The sequence below is a fragment of the Nostoc sp. T09 genome (genome assembly GCF_002154695.1).
Lineage (GTDB): Bacteria > Cyanobacteriota > Cyanobacteriia > Cyanobacteriales > Nostocaceae > Aulosira.
In genome coordinates this window covers 1-17,328 of sequence record NZ_MTAV01000192.1, presented here as the reverse complement: position 1 = coordinate 17,328, position 17,328 = coordinate 1, and the positions used below count along the sequence as shown (strand labels likewise).

The 17,328-nt window shown below is 39.7% G+C and carries 13 protein-coding genes and 1 CRISPR repeat array; of the genes, 7 read left to right on the top strand and 6 right to left on the bottom strand.

Annotated elements, in window-relative coordinates:
• Nucleotides 1-140 precede the first annotated feature (140 nt).
• Nucleotides 141-797 (top strand): hypothetical protein, encoded by a 657-nt coding sequence (locus BV372_RS30160; protein WP_086690480.1) that lies wholly within the window; start codon nucleotides 141-143, stop codon nucleotides 795-797.
• A gap of 104 nt (nucleotides 798-901) precedes the next feature.
• Nucleotides 902-1,309, top strand: coding sequence for a hypothetical protein (locus BV372_RS30155; RefSeq protein ID WP_086690478.1), 408 nt, complete (start codon nucleotides 902-904; stop codon nucleotides 1,307-1,309).
• Nucleotides 1,310-1,323: 14 nt separating this feature from the next.
• On the opposite strand, the gene BV372_RS30150 is transcribed toward BV372_RS30155, so the two are convergent.
• On the bottom strand, nucleotides 1,324-1,851 hold the full coding sequence (locus BV372_RS30150; protein WP_256973544.1) for a DUF1772 domain-containing protein: 528 nt from the start codon (nucleotides 1,849-1,851) through the stop codon (nucleotides 1,324-1,326).
• 958 nt (nucleotides 1,852-2,809) lie between these two features.
• A complete protein-coding gene (locus BV372_RS30145) occupies nucleotides 2,810-3,640 on the bottom strand; it encodes a D-alanyl-D-alanine carboxypeptidase family protein (RefSeq protein WP_086690474.1) in 831 nt (276 codons plus the stop codon).
• A 100-nt stretch (nucleotides 3,641-3,740) separates the two neighbouring features.
• Here BV372_RS30145 and BV372_RS30140 point away from each other — a divergent pair, with 100 nt between their 5' ends.
• Both BV372_RS30140 and BV372_RS30135 read left to right on the top strand, forming a co-directional pair.
• On the top strand, nucleotides 3,741-4,658 hold the full coding sequence (locus BV372_RS30140; protein WP_086690472.1) for an AEC family transporter: 918 nt from the start codon (nucleotides 3,741-3,743) through the stop codon (nucleotides 4,656-4,658).
• 279 nt (nucleotides 4,659-4,937) lie between these two features.
• Nucleotides 4,938-5,843: a CRISPR direct-repeat array (repeat unit 37 nt; unit sequence GTTTCAATCCCTGATAGGGATTTTAGTTAATTGGAAC).
• 308 nt (nucleotides 5,844-6,151) lie between these two features.
• A complete protein-coding gene (locus BV372_RS30135) occupies nucleotides 6,152-6,958 on the top strand; it encodes a Uma2 family endonuclease (RefSeq protein WP_086690470.1) in 807 nt (268 codons plus the stop codon).
• A 27-nt stretch (nucleotides 6,959-6,985) separates the two neighbouring features.
• Here BV372_RS30135 and BV372_RS30130 read toward each other — a convergent pair whose 3' ends face one another.
• A complete protein-coding gene (locus tag BV372_RS30130) occupies nucleotides 6,986-7,504 on the bottom strand; it encodes a phosphoribosyltransferase (protein WP_086690468.1) in 519 nt (172 codons plus the stop codon).
• A gap of 71 nt (nucleotides 7,505-7,575) precedes the next feature.
• Between BV372_RS30130 and BV372_RS30125 the strand changes: the two genes are divergently transcribed.
• Nucleotides 7,576-9,006, top strand: coding sequence for an MFS transporter (locus tag BV372_RS30125; RefSeq protein ID WP_086690466.1), 1,431 nt, complete (start codon nucleotides 7,576-7,578; stop codon nucleotides 9,004-9,006).
• A 165-nt stretch (nucleotides 9,007-9,171) separates the two neighbouring features.
• Here the strand turns inward: BV372_RS30125 and BV372_RS30120 are convergent, their stop codons facing one another.
• From BV372_RS30120 to BV372_RS30110, 3 genes are all read right to left on the bottom strand, one after another.
• Entirely contained in the window at nucleotides 9,172-9,564 is a 393-nt protein-coding gene (locus BV372_RS30120; RefSeq protein WP_086690464.1) for a DoxX family protein, read from the bottom strand.
• A 184-nt stretch (nucleotides 9,565-9,748) separates the two neighbouring features.
• Nucleotides 9,749-11,104, bottom strand: coding sequence for a (Fe-S)-binding protein (locus BV372_RS30115; protein ID WP_086690462.1), 1,356 nt, complete (start codon nucleotides 11,102-11,104; stop codon nucleotides 9,749-9,751).
• 55 nt (nucleotides 11,105-11,159) lie between these two features.
• Entirely contained in the window at nucleotides 11,160-12,443 is a 1,284-nt protein-coding gene (locus BV372_RS30110; protein ID WP_086690460.1) for an FAD-binding oxidoreductase, read from the bottom strand.
• 900 nt (nucleotides 12,444-13,343) lie between these two features.
• On the opposite strand from BV372_RS30110, the gene BV372_RS30105 reads away from it, so the two are divergent.
• Complete coding sequence (locus BV372_RS30105) at nucleotides 13,344-16,070, top strand: histidine kinase dimerization/phosphoacceptor domain -containing protein (RefSeq protein ID WP_086690458.1); 2,727 nt, start codon at nucleotides 13,344-13,346, stop codon at nucleotides 16,068-16,070.
• A 14-nt stretch (nucleotides 16,071-16,084) separates the two neighbouring features.
• Entirely contained in the window at nucleotides 16,085-17,209 is a 1,125-nt protein-coding gene (locus BV372_RS30100; RefSeq protein WP_086690457.1) for an ATP-binding protein, read from the top strand.
• Nucleotides 17,210-17,328 lie beyond the last annotated feature (119 nt).

Below are 17,328 nucleotides of genomic sequence, written 5' to 3'. Positions count from 1 at the left end.
ATCTGCCCAATGCTGAGTGATTTTGGATTTACAAAAAAATTTTGGCAGAGGGTGCATAAACCAATCAAGGTCAACCTATTGAGTAAGTGAAGGCGTTAAAGCCCAATCCACACAAACACTTAAACTTGAGGAGAATGACCATGAAATTCCGTCACTTAACTGGCTCTTTGCTAACAGCTACTGCACTTTTGACCTCCACATTACCAACATTTGCAGCGCCTTTTGATGTACAGCCTGCTGGCATTTTCAAACCTGGTATTCTCACCCCTGGAGCAGCCGTAGGTAATGGTACTCCTAAAACTCCGACACCTGGCGCACCTAGCAATCCAGTTGGTAATACTGAAATTCAAGGATTGGGAGATCACCAATCTTGGGTTGACCCGAAAACTTTAGCAAATGACCCACGCGCTTTGTGTAGTGATGTTGGTTTAGGTAACAACACCCGCAACAGTTCTAGCAAATTAGCGCTTGCAACCTCTACTAGTACTCGTTCTAGTTCTTCTCGTAGCCATAATGATGGCGGTGGAGGCGGTGTTAGCTTCTTAGGTATTGGCGTGAGTGGTAGCGGTGCTAGCCAAGGTAGTCAAAATAATAGTGACTCTAAAGATATCCGCAATAACCGCAACGAAGAAAATAGCAGTAGTTCCTCCACAGTAGTTCAAGGTAAAAATTGCGATGCTTTTGTTAACTCTGCTGCTGCTAGAGATATGAACTACGAAGACAACCTCACTCGCCGCTACGAAATTAAAACTGGTCGTCGGGGACAACAGGTTAATCAACTTCTAGACAACAAATAGATTATTTAGTGATTAACAGTAGTAGTTGAATTTGAATTTTTAAATTAATTCGACGCCGGGGTTAGCGCCCTGGCAATTACTTTCTTTACTTCTCAGGAAACATTATGAAAAGCCCACCTGGAGCAAGAATTATTACCCTGAGTACAATCCTGTTGCTATCGGTAACATCTTTAGCCAGCGCCCAAACTCCTAGAATTCGTGACTCTCAAATCTTGCCATATCTTCTGGATAATCCCAATGATAACTCTTTGGTAAAAGTGCGTTGTGTTCCTAGCGATCGCCAGGAAGCACAGAGAAATCGACGTATGATCAGAGATAGCCTCTTGCGACCAGCCCAAGGCAATCACAATGAGACAGTCACGATTGAAATAGAGGGAAGTTGCCGGAATGTGAGAATTCGTGTGCAAGATGACTCACAATTTTCTGATTTCCCTATCGATAATCCTGATTTAGAGGACTCTTGGCTAACTCGCAAAGGTTCTGGTTGGTATTGGTTCCGACATCATCGCTAACTATTTCAGGTTCCCTATTCTCTAGTTAACTGCATCTGTTCAGAGGTGAGGCGATCGCGAGTATGATTTATTGGCGTCTCTCGCAAAACGGAAAGTAGCAGCAAACTAAAACCAATCAATTGCAGACAAAAGCGCGCCGCATGAGAATACTCCCATTGACTACGTAGCTGCATCCAGTTTGCTGGTACTGATTGCGGTGTCGCTTGCCTAATTACAGTATTTGCAGGCTCAGTGAACAGAAAAAAGACTACAGGGAAAGCAAGCAGCAGAAAGATTGTACCTGCCAATGTGAATGGGAAAGCTGGTCGCCGTTTACGAACCAGAATTGTTAAGGCGATCGCGGCCAGTATCGCCCCAACCTCGATCAATGCACCAATATTAGGCGGTCCAAAGGCTACATACAGCGAATTTTGGATTCTGACGTACAACGCCCCGTCGTATTGCATTTTGGCAGGCAATTCTAATGTATGGCAGAACGCTATTCCCATGCTCAGGGCAACAAGGATCAGTGTGACGAACCGGAATATCAATAGAGCCATCATTGCCTCCTCTCAGGCTCGTTAGATATATTTAGTGCGTTTTATTATCTTGGTAACCATGCTGATGAGTTTCTACTACCTTAAGAAAGAAATTTTATGCGAGTTAACACTGAATAGCAGTCATTTATTTATAGGTAGTTAAAGATACTAGTATTGCCAAATTTTAGATTAATCTCAATATAATTTTGGGCGATCGCATCCATAGAGAGTTCAAAAGCAAAGAAAGGACAAGATTTCTGTTCTCTGCTTCTGCTTAACAGTTTACTAACGCCAAAATTGCTGTTTTATGAGCGCGATCGCTTCTAAGTAATTTATCCTATTCAAGCTATTTAGTCTCTATATGAACTTAGAAGGAGTTTTAACTCAAAGTGCTTATACAGTAAAGTATTTGCGTTTTAATTTAAAAGTTATTCAGAGAAAATAAACACAAATCTATCGTTAGATTGTTACTAAAATGAATATATATCAAATTTAGATAAAGTATTAAATTCTACAAGTTGAAGTTTTATCTTTGTGCTAAAGTTTTCTTGAAAAATTGGGGATTATTACTCAGTTTTAGCCACTGTAAAAAGATAGAATCTTAATGCAAGCTTATATATACTGAAACCAGCCGTAAGGCAGATGAGAGCGTTGATAAATAAATCTAAATTATTACGTATAAAGCAAAGGGCATCACGAGTATTTAGGGTGCAGATACATAGGTGAACACAGAGTAAAAAGCATATTTTTTACTCTGTATTTATTTTGATGATGAATTTTGGCAATATCCTTACAACAATCTTGTTTAAATGCCAAACCAGCAGTACTAGTACAGCTTGGCGTAAATAAACATACCATTTCAAATGGTGTAAAAGCCCGGAATACAATCATTTTGACTTTTGACTTTTTTACCCTGAGCGTAGTTGTTCGACGAAGTCGTTCCCGCAGGGTAGGATGAGTTTTGACTTACTCGGCAGCGGTACTAGGGCGTTGATTGTGGTGTAGGAGTAGGTTTTAAATTTTTGGCTTTGTAGAAAGTTTCCAAGCTATCGCGATCGCCTACAAAACGCCAGTGCCAAGGTTCATAACTGACACCTTGAGCATTATCTTTAGGAAAAGACATCTCAAAACTAAAACGGGCAGCATTTGCTTGTAGCCACTGATAAGCTTTGGTATTGTCAAAGTTGGCTTGGAGATTAGTTGCTGGTACTGCTCCGTCACCCACATCCACAGCATAGCCTGTGTGATGTTCGCTATGACCGGGAGGCGCACTCAGAGCCGCCCTTTGTGCTGGAGTTTGATTGCGCTGCGCACCTACACCGAAAAATAACTGCTCCTGCTCTTTGACTGAACGAAACCCAGAAATTGGTACTAAAATTACACCTGCTCTGCGTGCTGCTTTTGCCATCTCTTGAAATTTTTCAGCAGCAGCTTTTCGCATTCTGATTCGCACTCTTGGAGAAACTACTGCTAGCTCAGATTCTGGCGCTTCTGCATACGCTAAATGTCCCAATACAGTATCGCTGTTGTTAGTTTGCGTGGTTGCAGAACTATCAGAAGTTGGTGTTTGTGTTGGGGAAATAGTTGGTGAAGGTTGAGAATCAGCAGTTTTTTTAGGTGAAACAATAAAAAACAAAAAGCCACTACTAATAGCAAGCAGGACAAATGCCAATACTCCACCGGTCAGCAAAACTACAGGTTGCAAGCGCACCTTAGGTTTTGCATCGGGAGTATCGCGTAAAGCTGCTGGAATATCATCACCAGAAGCAGCCGATGAGTCTTGCGGTTCTCCAGAAAACCCAGCCTTATTCAAGAATTCACTCCTGCTTTTTTTCAATAGCCATAACAGATTGTAGACTGGAAAAAAATAAACGCAAGCGGTAGCATTTTACTCTGTTCTGTTAGGTGTAATCTTGACAAATCTTTTAGAACTATACGTCAAGCTAGGGGGACTAGTCCTCATAGGATTCATCCTTGGACGTAAGCTACCAGACACGGTTCCCTTTCGTTTGGGACAGTTCCTCTTCTACGTGGGAGGCCCGATAAGCATAGTAGGTTTTTTATATCAAGCCGACCTTTCAGCGCAGATTTGGATTGCACCTGCGATCGCTTATCTTGCCATTTTTTTAGGGGCTTTGTTGGCTTGGTTAGCAATTAAAGGGCAAACTTACTTCACTAAAACCATGCCCCGCAAACCAACACAAGGTAGTTTGCTCTTAGCGGCAATGGTGGGTAATACTGGTTCTCTTGGCTTTCCTATTATCCTAGCGATGGTAGGACAAAAATACTTTGCTTGGGCTTTATTCTACGATTTATTAGGTACACTCTTTGGCGCTTACGGCTTAGGAGTAGCACTAGCAGCTAATTTCGGCCGTAATGTGAGTGATTATTGGCAGATTTTTAAAGTTATAGTAATTAATCCTGTCCTGTGGAGTTTTGGTTTTGGCTTACTGTTTCGACAGGTGAAAATCCCTAATATAGTTGAATTTTATTTGGATAAATTGGCTTGGATTGCCGTTGCTTTATCCCTAGTATTAATTGGGATGCGACTGTCGCAGTTAAAGTCTTGGAGCAGCTTACCACAAGCAGGGATGAGCTTGGCAATTAAAATGCTGGTAGTTCCCTTAGTTCTTGGCAGTACCTTACCGCTTTTTGGTGTGACTGGTTCAGCAGCCCAAGTAATTGTGCTTCAAATGGCAATGCCACCAGCGTTTGCCACCTTAGTAATTGCCGAAACTTTCAATCTCGATCGCGACTTAGCTGTAACCGCCTTGGCAGCAGGGGCGGTAGTGTTACTTGTTACATTACCAATTTGGCTATGGCTGTTTTAACAAAGCTGAGAGAACAGGGAACAGGGAAAAGAGAATTAGAGACGATTGACAAAGTAAAGCTTAAATTGTAATAGCATGACACCGCTAAAGTAGTGCATTAGCTTAGATGAAATTAACCGCCGATGTACGCTAATAAACGCCGATAAAATCAACTTTTCTCTTGTACCAATTTAGGTTTGCCACGCCAGTAGGGTGCGTTATAGCAACGCTTAACGCACCGATAAATATCAGGACTTGTGCAATTTAATTAATTGCAATTGCTCTATAGCTCGCCTCTAAGTTTCAATGCATAATAGGGATTTTAGTTAATTGGAACAAAAAGTTAGCTGGTGTTGCCAATCCGCCTGGTTTCAATCCCTGATAGGGATTTTAGTTAATTGGAACTTCTACTTATGGAAGCGGAACCGTTACCGCATATGCGTTTCAATCCCTGATAGGGATTTTAGTTAATTGGAACTTTGATTGTAAGCATAAGCAATTGCTGCCATCCTGTTTCAATCCCTGATAGGGATTTTAGTTAATTGGAACGTAATATACAGAAAAGAAATGTATAGATAGAATGAGTTTCAATCCCTGATAGGGATTTTAGTTAATTGGAACTGTTTCATTAAGTCAGGTGTTCAGTTGTGTTTCGAGTTTCAATCCCTGATAGGGATTTTAGTTAATTGGAACTCTTCTCTTAGCTCCGACGCAGAAACTACGGCTGGGTTTCAATCCCTGATAGGGATTTTAGTTAATTGGAACATAAAGCACCACAAAATTATGTATGTGTAACTTACCTCAAGTTTCAATCCCTGATAGGGATTTTAGTTAATTGGAACCATTTTTCAATAATGAGCCAGTAGTTTATAGGCGTTTCAATCCCTGATAGGGATTTTAGTTAATTGGAACTCGCCTCTCCACCACAGATCCGCAATCGCCCTACCTCAAAGTTTCAATCCCTGATAGGGATTTTAGTTAATTGGAACGTGAGCTAGCGCAATGGGGAGGACACCGCAGAGTAGTTTCAATCCCTGATAGGGATTTTAGTTAATTGGAACTTACTACGGTGTTACTAGTGGCGGTTACTACCTTGTGTTTCAATCCCTGATAGGGATTTTAGTTAATTGGAACGTTAGAGGAAAAATCCGCAACCCTTATTAGTCGCGGTTTCAATCCCTGATAGGGATTTTAGTTAATTGGAACCGCCAAGACTTGAAAGCATTGATATATTTGGTTTTCAAGGTACAGTTTCGTCAACCTCCAATCAAAATAACTTTTGGGGCATTGAGTTGTCAAGGATGACATGAGTAAAATAAGCTCAAAAGCTTGTGTAGAAAAGATTAGGGAGTTTGCGTCAACCTCAAAACAGGCGTAAAAGGGTTCAAAACCAGAGGTGGTAAGCTTTTGGGGCGCAAAATTTGACTCTTGTTTTTAAACACCTACTGGTTGACGCCAGACTTAAAGGAAAAAGGACAGATGAAAAATATCGCGTAAATGTATCAGGTTATGCTATGTCAACTAATATTACTCCAAACCAGAGTTTCCCAGCACCGCCTGTCCCAGACTGGGAACCTACCCCACCACCAACAGATTTAATATTTGATGACGGAGAACCCTTGGAAAGTAATCGCCACCGCATTGGGATGAATGTTTTAATTCGGTCGTTGCAACAAGCTTGGGCAGACCGCAATGATTACTTTGTCGGCGGTAATATGTTTGTTTACTATAGTCGTACACAGGCGCGGAATCGAGATTTCAAGGGGCCGGATTTTTTTGTAGTTCTCAATGTCGAAGGAACTGCTTCTCGGCAAGGTTGGGTTGTATGGGATGAAGACGGACGGTATCCTGATGTAATTGTCGAATTGATGTCCCCCTCAACAAAAAATGTAGATATAGGCGAGAAAAAAAATCTCTATGAAGGAGTTTTTAGAACTAGAGACTATTTCGTTTTTGACCCCTTTGACTCTAACTCCTTGCAAGGATGGCGGTTGGATGCCAATTTTCGCTATCAGCCTTTAGTTGCTAATGAGCAAGGTTGGTTATGGTGCGAAACCTTAGAATTGTGGTTGGGAACTTGGGAAGGAACTATAGACCGAGAAACTGCCCTTTGGCTACGATTCTATGACCGCGAAGGAAATTTAGTTTTCTTACCAGAAGAAGCCGAACGCCAACGGGCAGAAGCCGAACGCCAACGGGCAGAAGCAGAATCTCAACGGGCAGATGTGGAACGCCAACGGGCAGATGTGGAACGCCAACGGGCTGAACGTTTAGCTGCACGTTTGAGGGAATTAGGAGAAAATCCAGAGGATTTATCATAAAGATACAAAAAACTCTTCATTACCCGATTAACAAAGTTGGCTCACCTTTGCTGCTAGTTCAGCAGGGTTCATATATTCATAGGGTTCAAAAGGTTGGTGAATCCAGGGGTTATCGGACAGGTAGTCAACATAGTAATCGGGTTCTATAACAGAACAAGCTTTATACCAAATTACAGCAGTGCGAATTTCTGCGATCGCAAACTCAGGATTTTGTTGTAACCAAGGAATAGTCTCTTTGAGTGTGACTCCAGAGTCTACAAGGTCATCTACTAAAAGAATCCGCGAACCTAAACTTTCAGCGGTCATTGTTAAATGCCGAGAAAAGGTTAACGAACCCCTTTCTTGCTTGCCTGGACCACTGTAAGATGATGTTGCTAAAATTGCCAGCGGTTGCTGGTATATACGGGAAAGAATATCTCCAACTCTCAGTCCGCCTCTGGCAAGACAGACAATCTGGTTGAATTCCCAACCCGATTGATAAATCTGAGCAGCCAGTTGTTCAATTTTTTGGTGATAATCTGACCAAGAAACGTAAAGGTCTGGCATAAGGGAAGTAATTTTTAGCTAATACTGAAGGCAAATGCAAACTTTCTATTTTAATATGAGCGCAAGATATTATGAATGATTCTGCCGCTGATGGCTCTGCTGGTGACACTCCTCAAACTGAAAAACTGCAATTTAAAACTAAACTGGCCTATGGCGCAGGAGATTTAGGCCCAGCGATTACTGCCAATATTTCGATATTCTTCCTGCTGGTTTTCTTTACGAATGTCGCTGGTATCCCGGCGGGTTTGGCTGGCAGCGTTTTGATTATTGGCAAAATCTGGGATGCAATCAACGATCCGTTTGTGGGGTTTCTGACTGATAAAACCAAATCTCGGCGCTGGGGCCGTCGTCTTCCTTGGCTATTGTATGGCGCGATTCCCTTTGGAGTTTTCTTTTTCTTGCAGTGGATTGTACCGCCGTTTAGTGTTTGGGGTTTGTTCTGGTATTACGTAGCGATTGGAGTGGTGTCTCAGGTGTTTTACACTGTTGTCAATTTGCCTTATACGGCAATGACACCAGAACTCACCCAAGATTATGACGAACGTACCAGCCTCAACAGCTTTCGCTTTACCTTTTCCATCGGTGGTAGTATTCTATCGTTGATTTTGTCCAAAATAGTCTTTTCTCTAATTAGCGATCGCTCGCAACAATATTTAGTATTAGCCGCAGTCTGTACTGTAATTTCGGTATTGGGGTTGTATTGGTGCGTTTACGGCACACGCGATCGCGTTTTGGCATTCGAGGCTAAACGCATTCAACTAGAAGAACCTCCATCTATCCCCTTCATCGAACAACTAAAAATTGTCTTTACCAATCGACCTTTTCTATTTGTTATTGGTATATATCTTTGTTCTTGGTTAGGTGTACAGATTACAGCCAGCATTATTCCTTATTTTGTAGTTTACTGTATGCGCCTGCAAGAAGCGGACGTACCTACAGTCATGATTGCAGTCCAAGGAACAGCCCTGGTAATGCTATTTTTTTGGAGTAATTTAAGTAAAAAAGTTGGTAAAAAAGTTGTTTATTTTCTGGGAATGAGTCTCTGGATCATAGCAGCAGCCGGACTCTATTTCTTACAACCTGGTCAAATAGGTTTAATGTATTTGATGGCAGTAATGGCAGGTTTTGGTGTGTCTACAGCTTATCTAGTTCCCTGGTCAATGATTCCAGATGTAATTGAATTAGATGAACTCCAAACCGGACAACGCCGCGAGGGAGTTTTTTATGGCTTTATGGTGTTACTGCAAAAATTTGGTTTAGCTTTTGGGCTGTTTTTGGTAGGAAATGCCTTACAAGCATATGGTTTTAAAGAAGCTGTAGCTGGTCAAACGGGACTACCTACACAACCGGAATCAGCATTACTAGCTATCCGCCTTGCAGTCGGCCCCTTACCTACTATTTGTTTAATAGCTGGTTTATTTTTAACGTACTTTTACCCAATTACCCGTGAAATGCACGCCGAAATCATGCTGAAACTCAAACAGCGACAAGAGAAGATTTAGTAATTGAGCGACGCGATTTGCAAAAACTATAAATGCGATCGCGATTTCAGCAAATGCTTATATCGAAGTTATTCTCGATTAAACAGACCTTATGAATGCGATCGCAAAAGCTGCAAATGCGATCGCAATTTCAATAAATACTATAAGATACACACCAAAAGTGTTTTAACTTGGCAGATCCCTATTAGAGGTAAGAAGCCTTTGATGTGGAAGACGAGCATAACCAGCGATCGCTAAGAGAATGATCAACACAAATGCTGGGATACTCTGCGGGGCTTCGCCTGATTTGAAATGTAGAAACACACAACCAGCCATCAAAACACCGAGTTCTGCTGCTCCTATTGTCGTCGTCCGGGGAACGATCAGAAGTCCTGCCCCAGCAATTTCCGCCACACCCACAAACAGACGAAACCAACTAGGTAATCCAAACTTGGTAAATTGAGCAACAAGTTGTTCAGCACCCGTAAGCTTTAAAGTTCCAACGAATAGGAAAAGCGCTGCCAAGATTGTTGTGAAACTCCACAATGCAATCTTTTTAGCTTTGCTAAACTTTGTCATAAAAGCAACCTCTTATTTAAAATTTTCTCTGTGTCTGTGTTTTAGAAAGTTCTGAACGCTGGCTTCCGGCGCTCAGACTTTCCGCTGTGTCTTCGTTGTTAAAAAATGATTTATGACCCACAGAAGAGCACAGAGAAATTTGAGCGGAGGAAGTCTCCGCTGAGAACTTCGTTGGAACGCGGAGTTAAACTGCCAATTTCACACCGCGAATAGAATAATCCAACAACTCCATCGGGTGGATTACGGAAATTTCCTTACCCTGCAAATGCAAATGCTTAGTAATCTGCAATGTACAGCCAGGATTAGCAGAAGCAATTAAATCAGCACCAGTATTAAGCAAATTTTGTACTTTTTGCTGACCCAGTTCTTCAGCCACTTCTGGTTGCAGCATATTATAAACACCTGCACTTCCACAACACAAAGCTGCATCCAAAGGTTCTTTTAACTTCACCCCTGGAATTTGCCGCAATAACTGACGCGGTTGCACGCTAATTTTTTGTCCATGCAATAAATGACAAGCATCTTGATAAACCATATTCAAAGGTTTATCTGTGATTGGCAATAGTTTCGCTGTTAAACCCACAATTGCCAAAAACTCTTGAGCATCTTTCACTTTCGCTGCAAATTCTTTCGCCTTTTCCCGATATTCTGGGTCATCTTCTAAAATGTGACCGTACTCTTTCAATGTATGCCCACAACCAGCAGCATTGATAATCACAAAATCCACATCTGCCTTTGCAAAACTATCAATCATCTGTCTGGCTAAAGCTTTTGCTTGTTCGGTTTGTCCTTGGTGTTCGGGAAGCGCCGCACAACAACCTTGCGATTGAGGAATTACAACTTCACAACCATTCGCCGTCAGCACCCGCACCGTTGCTTCATTTACAGGAGAGAAAAATAGCCTTTGCACACATCCCAAAATCATCCCGACTCGGTAGCGCTTCTCACCCTTTGCTGGGATAACCGTAGGCAAATTATTTTGAAAGGTTTTCAAAGTAATTTCTGGCAGAATTGATTCCATTGCTGCCAACCGGGGAGATATTTTTTTAAGTAAACCCGTAGCGCGAATTAATTTGGAAAAACCTAGCTTTTGATAAGCCATCAACGGTACGAGTAATATTCTCAAAATATCAGGGTTAGGAAATAGAGAAAATATTAGTTGACGAACCAATTGATCTGGCAGGCTGCGCGGATAATTACGTTCAACTTGGTGACGCGTTGCAGAAATTAACTTGTCATACTGCACACCAGAAGGACAAGTCGTCACACAAGCCAGACACCCCAAACAAGAATCAAAATGTTCTACCGTTGCCGTATTTAGTGCAATTTCACCTTCGTTAATTGCATCCATTAAATAGATGCGTCCCCTTGGAGAATCCATCTCCTTACCTAACACTCGATAACTAGGACAAGTCGAGAGACAAAATCCACAATGCACACAACTATCAATTAACTTTGGATCGGGTGGATGATTTCCATCAAAACCCTGCAAATTCTTCACACTCGCCGTATTATTAACGGAATTTTCTGAAACTTGCATAATATCTCTATCCCCTCGCTTTGCGTCCTTCGCGTCTTTGTGGTTCGTTTAAAATCTAAATCCCACCCACAAACCGACCAGGACTTAAAATATTCTTGCCATCAAACTGTGCTTTGATCCGACGCATCAACTCCAAAGCATTACCTGTATATCCCCAAACATCAAATTTTTCTTTTACTGTGGCTGGTGCTTCTAAAATAGAAAGAAACCCACTATGAACCTGGCAAATATCGCGCATTCTCAAAGTTTGATTTTGGCTATTTAAACACAATACTCCTAAGCCACTACTAATATGAATTAAACCCATTTCTACTTGATTTAAAACCTCTACAGCAGCGCTAGGTAATGCTCCTATTTTGCAAGTAATCGGGTAATTTGTAAAAGAACGCATTTTTTCTGGTAATCTCTCCCATAGATTAGCCTCATCCTGAGCTACATAAATTGCGCCGTCTAATCCTAATTTTTGCCCAACTTCTAACAAGCGGTTTGCCTGTTCGTTGACACTCTCGCTAATACTTTGAAAACGAGCAACTAATCCCAATCCTTTACCCAAATCTAGACTAGATACCAATTGCGTGGACAGTAAATCAGCTTGGGTTGGTGTTAACGCCGAACCTCGCAAAATATCAGTTGCGTTAGATATAGCCTCAGCCGTACCAGTGAGTACCACCGTTGCTGATGCTTCTTGCTGCGGGTAAACTCGGAATGTTACTTGAGTGATAATTCCCAATGAGCCGTAAGACCCAGTAAACAACTTCATCAGGTCATATCCGGCGACATTTTTAACCACTCGTCCCCCGGCTTTGGCAATTTGACCATCAGCACGTACAAAGGTAATGCCTAGTAACTGGTCACGCACACCACCATAACGTTGTCTTAAAGAACCTGTATTAGCTGTAGCTACTATACCGCCAATGGTTGCCAACTCTGGTGCAGTCGGGTCAAGGGCCAGAAATTGGCGAGAACTGGCTAAAATAGCTTGGAGAGCAGAGAACTTCATTCCAGCTTCTACCGTAACAGTCAAATCGCCAACGGCGTGTTCAATGAGTTGATTGATGCGTTCTGTACTAACTACCACATCAATTTCCTGAGCCAAACCACCCCAGCTAAGTTTACTACTACTACCGCAGGGGAGGACACGCCAATTTTGTCGGTGTGCTTCTGCAATAATGGCGGCTAGTTGTTCTTGGGTGCGGGGATAGACAATACAACTGGGATGCTTGCCAGCAGCCATTGCCTTGTGGATAGATTCTTTACGTGTGGGTTCAAGATTTTCCCAAAGATAGACAGCATTTTCTTCATTGACGATAGATGCCAGATCAGAAGCGATCGCTTTCATCAGTTTATTTTTTACGCCCTACTTCTAATTTACTGGCTAATCTCTCTAAAAAATTGCTGAGTGCCTTTAGGTATTGCAACTTTTCAAAGGGAACAGAACATCCCCATACTTCAAAGTTCTGGATGCAAACAGCGAAAAGTCCGCAAGTATCCGTTTTGTGGGCAAAATTTTATCGCTGTACTCCGTTGTCTTCCTCAAAAACTTGGTCACCCAGCACTATTGAAAAGCCTCTCATATTCAGAAATACTACATAATACCGCCAAAATCCTGGTTTTAATGCCTAAATACGGTAATTAATTAGTCTAAAGTTTCTAATTTAACTTAATACTCAGTAAAGCTTTTTAAGTAATAGTACTGAAGAAATAACATTATTAATGACTTAAGCTGACTATAGGAAATGTCATCTTAAAATCTATATTTAGCCATATTTGGCTAATATAGACCTTATATGACCATAAATTGTATATTTTTTTATCAGGGTAGCAATGTCATCAATCTATTATTTTAAAGCATCAGACTTATCTGATGTAATACAAGGTCTACACTTATATAACAGCAATATCTTCACCACTAGGCAATTATCTCTAAAATTGCCATTAGCGTTATAGCAGTAAAGATTGTTTCGTACTTTTCATTCATCATTTGCACTTTTTAATGAGAGCAATTGCAATCTTGAAATGCCAGAATCGGTGTTAACAGTAATATTCCATAAATAGCTTTTACTGAAAATGCTGTAATTTTTAATTCTTCAAGTTAAAAATTAAATTAAGCACAATTCAAGATTTTAATTTTATAACCTTATGGATAATAATTGAGCCAAACAATAATTATTCTTTACACTTTTAATTATTCAACTGAATGATTTTCTACAGCATTAATGTAGTTATTAAAAGTTGTCCTATGCCCATATCAGACTATGTCATTCAAGGCTCTGTCCTAACTTTTGCTCCTCACACACCCTTAAAAGAAATTATCATTTACATAGGACAATTAGGGGAAGATATTGGCATAGACAACGGATCATTTGTGGTTGCCCAAAGTTTGCATACCTACCGCAGCCAAGCCAAAGTAGTTGCAGGAAAATCAATTCCTACCTTCAAGCATATTATTGCTAGCAAAGAAACTTTACAAAAACATCAATTTATTCTACCTATTGATTGCATATATGTTGTAGAAGAATCGCAATTATTAGGCATATTAACACTTGTAGATATTATCAGATTTCTTAATTCTGGCATGAATTTGGCAGCAGTTAAAATTGCCGATGTGATGAAAAAACCTATTACGACTTTAGAGCGAGATTTCGATGTTAATAAAACATTGCCTTTCATGCAGCAGCATGGTATACGTCATCTACCAATCGTTAATGATAAAGGAGAACTATTAGGAATTGTTACAGCAGAAAGCCTAGCATTGGCTTTACAGAAAGAACTGTCATCAATCAAAGAAAATTTGCAATTAGAAATTGCACAGCGTTGCTCATTAGAAATGAGTTTAAAAAAAGCTGAAGAAGAGTCAGAAAAGCGAATTGCTCAAGCAACTAAAGAATTACTACAAGCTAATAAGCAGTTGCAAAGAGGAATATGTGATCGCATTGCTACAGAAGCACAACTCCTGCAAACCACTTCTGATTTACAAGAAATATTTCAAGCCTTTCCTGATTTATATTTCCGGCTAGATAGTGATGGGACAATTCTTAGTTACTACGCTAAAAGAATTTCAGAGTTGTATCTACCTCCGGAAGCTTTTCTCGGCAAAAAAATGCAGGAGGTTTTGCCAACGAATGTTGGTAGTCAATTCCTCAAAGCTATTCTTCAAGTGCAACAAACAAACTCTCCCGTGGCAATTGAGTATTTTTTAGTAATAGCAGGAGAAGAAGAAACTTTTGAAGCACGCCTACTACCATCAGTTCAGCACCAAATTATTGCCATTATCCGCAATATTTCTGAAGGTAAGCAAGTACAAGAAGCATTAGAGAAAGCTAAAGCAGAATTAGAAATTCGCATTGAAGAAAGAACAAAAGAGTTAAAGGACACTAATAGCCGCTTGCTACAAGAAATTAGTGAACGTCATCGTATCGAAGAAGCTTTACGATATCGAGTTGAGTTTGAAAAACTGATTACTGCTATATCAACCCATTTTATCAACCTTGCTCCTGATGAGATTGAGAATGGTATAAATCAAGCATTGCAGCTAATTGGTGAAGTTACTAATGTCGATTGCGCTTATGTATTTGTGTTTTCTGAAGATAGTCAGATAGATAATACTTATGAATGGTATGCCGAAGATATAGAAAAGCCAATTCACAACTTACAAGATATTAGAGATGTAGTTATATCTTGGGGACGAGAAAAACTGAGGAACTTTGAAACCATTAATATTCCTAATATAAATGACTTGTTGAATACAGCAAGCACAAAAAAACAAGACTTAACTACACAAAATATTCAATCGCTAATTATTGTGCCTATAGTATGTAGTGGTTTGCTGATTGGGTATCTTGAATTTGGCTCAGTAAAAACTACAAAAACTTGGTCAGAAGATAGTATTACCATGTTAAAAATGGTAGGAGAAATTCTTGGAAATGCTTTAGAACGCAAGCATGTAGAGCAAGCTCTAAGAGTAAGTGAGGAAAGATATATACGAGCCATTAGTGCTGGAAAAGTTGGAATATGGGAATGGAACATTAACACCAATGAAATTTATATAGATCCCAACTTACAAGCCATGCTTGGCTATACAGAACAGGAAGCTCCTAAATATTATGATGATTGGCTACAGTTTGTTCATCCTGATGATGTTGAATCGGTAAAACATGCACTAAATGAGTATTTAGCAGGGATGACTCAAAAATATGAAATTGAGCATCGAATGCTCAACAAAGATGGTAGCTGTATATGGTTTCTCAGCCGTGGTACATTCCTTTGCGATACTCAGAGCAATCAGTGTTTTATAGCTGGTTCAAATACTGATATTACTGCTCGTACACAAGCGGAGAACAAACTTAAGGTATCTCTAAAAGAAAAAGAAATTTTATTAAAAGAAATTCATCATCGCGTTAAAAATAATTTGCAGATAATCTCTAGTTTGTTGCGGCTACAAACTAGATATATTAACGACGGACACACCTTTGAAATTTTTCAGGATAGCCATAATCGTGTCCGAGCTATGGCAATAATTCATGAAAATCTATATCAGTCTCAAGACATCACAAAAATTGAATTTTGTGACTATGTAAAAAGTTTAACGAATAATTTATTGCGTTCCTATGGTGTTAATTCTGATGTCAAAGTTCATTTGAATATTAATAAAATATCGCTAAAAATAGATGCTGCCATTTCCTGCGGTTTGATTATAAATGAACTAGTTTCTAATTCAATAAAACACGCTTTTAGAGGTCGCAAACAAGGTGACATTTATGTAGAGCTTTTAGAGAAAGATAAAAACCAATATTCACTAATTGTTAGTGATAACGGAGTAGGGTTATCTAAAGACATAGAAATCCATAAAAATCAATCGCTTGGATTACAATTAGTTTGGAATTTGGTAGAACAATTAGAAGGGATGATTACATTCAATACGTCGTTAGGAACTTCATTCACAATTACTTTCAACGAACAAAACTAAGGACAGCCTAAAAAATGAAGGAAAAAATCCTGGTTGTTGAGAATGAAATAATTATTGCTTGCGATATCAAAACTTGTCTAGAAAAAGCTGGATATACTGTTCCAGCAATTGCTGCTTATGGAAAACAAGCAATTGCAAAAGCAGCAGAATTACGTCCAGATTTAGTTTTGATGGATGTGATGTTAAAAGGTGAGATGAGTGGTATAGAAGCTGCCGCTGAAATTGGAACTCGTTTTAATATCCCAGTGGTTTACCTCACTGCTTACTCAGACCCGAGCAACTTACAAAAAGCCAAGACTACGCAACCCTTTGGCTACATACTTAAACCATTTGAAGAAACTCAATTAATTACTACTATTGAAATTGCTTTGAACAAGTATCAGACAGAAGTTCTGATGCGTGAAGCTTTAGAAAAAGAGAAAGAACATCAAAAACTTAAAAGCCAATTTTTCTCGATGATGAGCCATGAGTTTCGTAATCCTTTAAGTAATATTTTTACTTGTACTGAGTTGCTTACAGATCATAGTCAGCAATTAAACGAAGCGAAGAAAGATGAATATCTCGCTCACATTCAAAATTCTGTACAACACCTTGAGCATTTATTAGGTGATGTTCTGTTAATAGGTAAAGCAGAAATAGGTAAAACTCAATTTAAGCCAGAGCCATTGGATCTAGAGAATTTTTGCAAGAATTTAATAACTGATACTCAACTTAGCGCTGGCGAAAATCATAATATTATATTTACAGTCCAAGGAAGCAACACTAGTACCAAAGATAATATCGCCACGCAAAATTCACAGTTGATCAGCTTGGATGAAAAAATGTTACGTCATATCCTCACTAATTTGCTGACAAATGCTGTAAAATATTCACCTCAAGGCGGCACAATTAATTTTGAAATTTTTTATGTATCAGGAGAAGTAATTTTCCGTATCCAAGATGAAGGTATTGGAATACCAGAAGCTGATCAAGAAAATTTGTTCAATTCTTTTCACAGATGTAGTAATGTAGGCAATATTCCAGGGAATGGTTTGGGTCTAGCAATTGTGAAACATTATGTAGAATTACATGGTGGAGAAATTTCTTTCGCTAGTAAACCAGGAATTGGTACAACGTTTATTGTTAATTTGCCAATTTGAATATTACCAATATTATTTTAGGCATCGAAAGATTGTAGATACCGTACCTCTATAACTTGATTTACAGCAGAATTCAGGAGTTAGAATTCAGAATTCAGAAGTAAAACAGTCTTTATGCT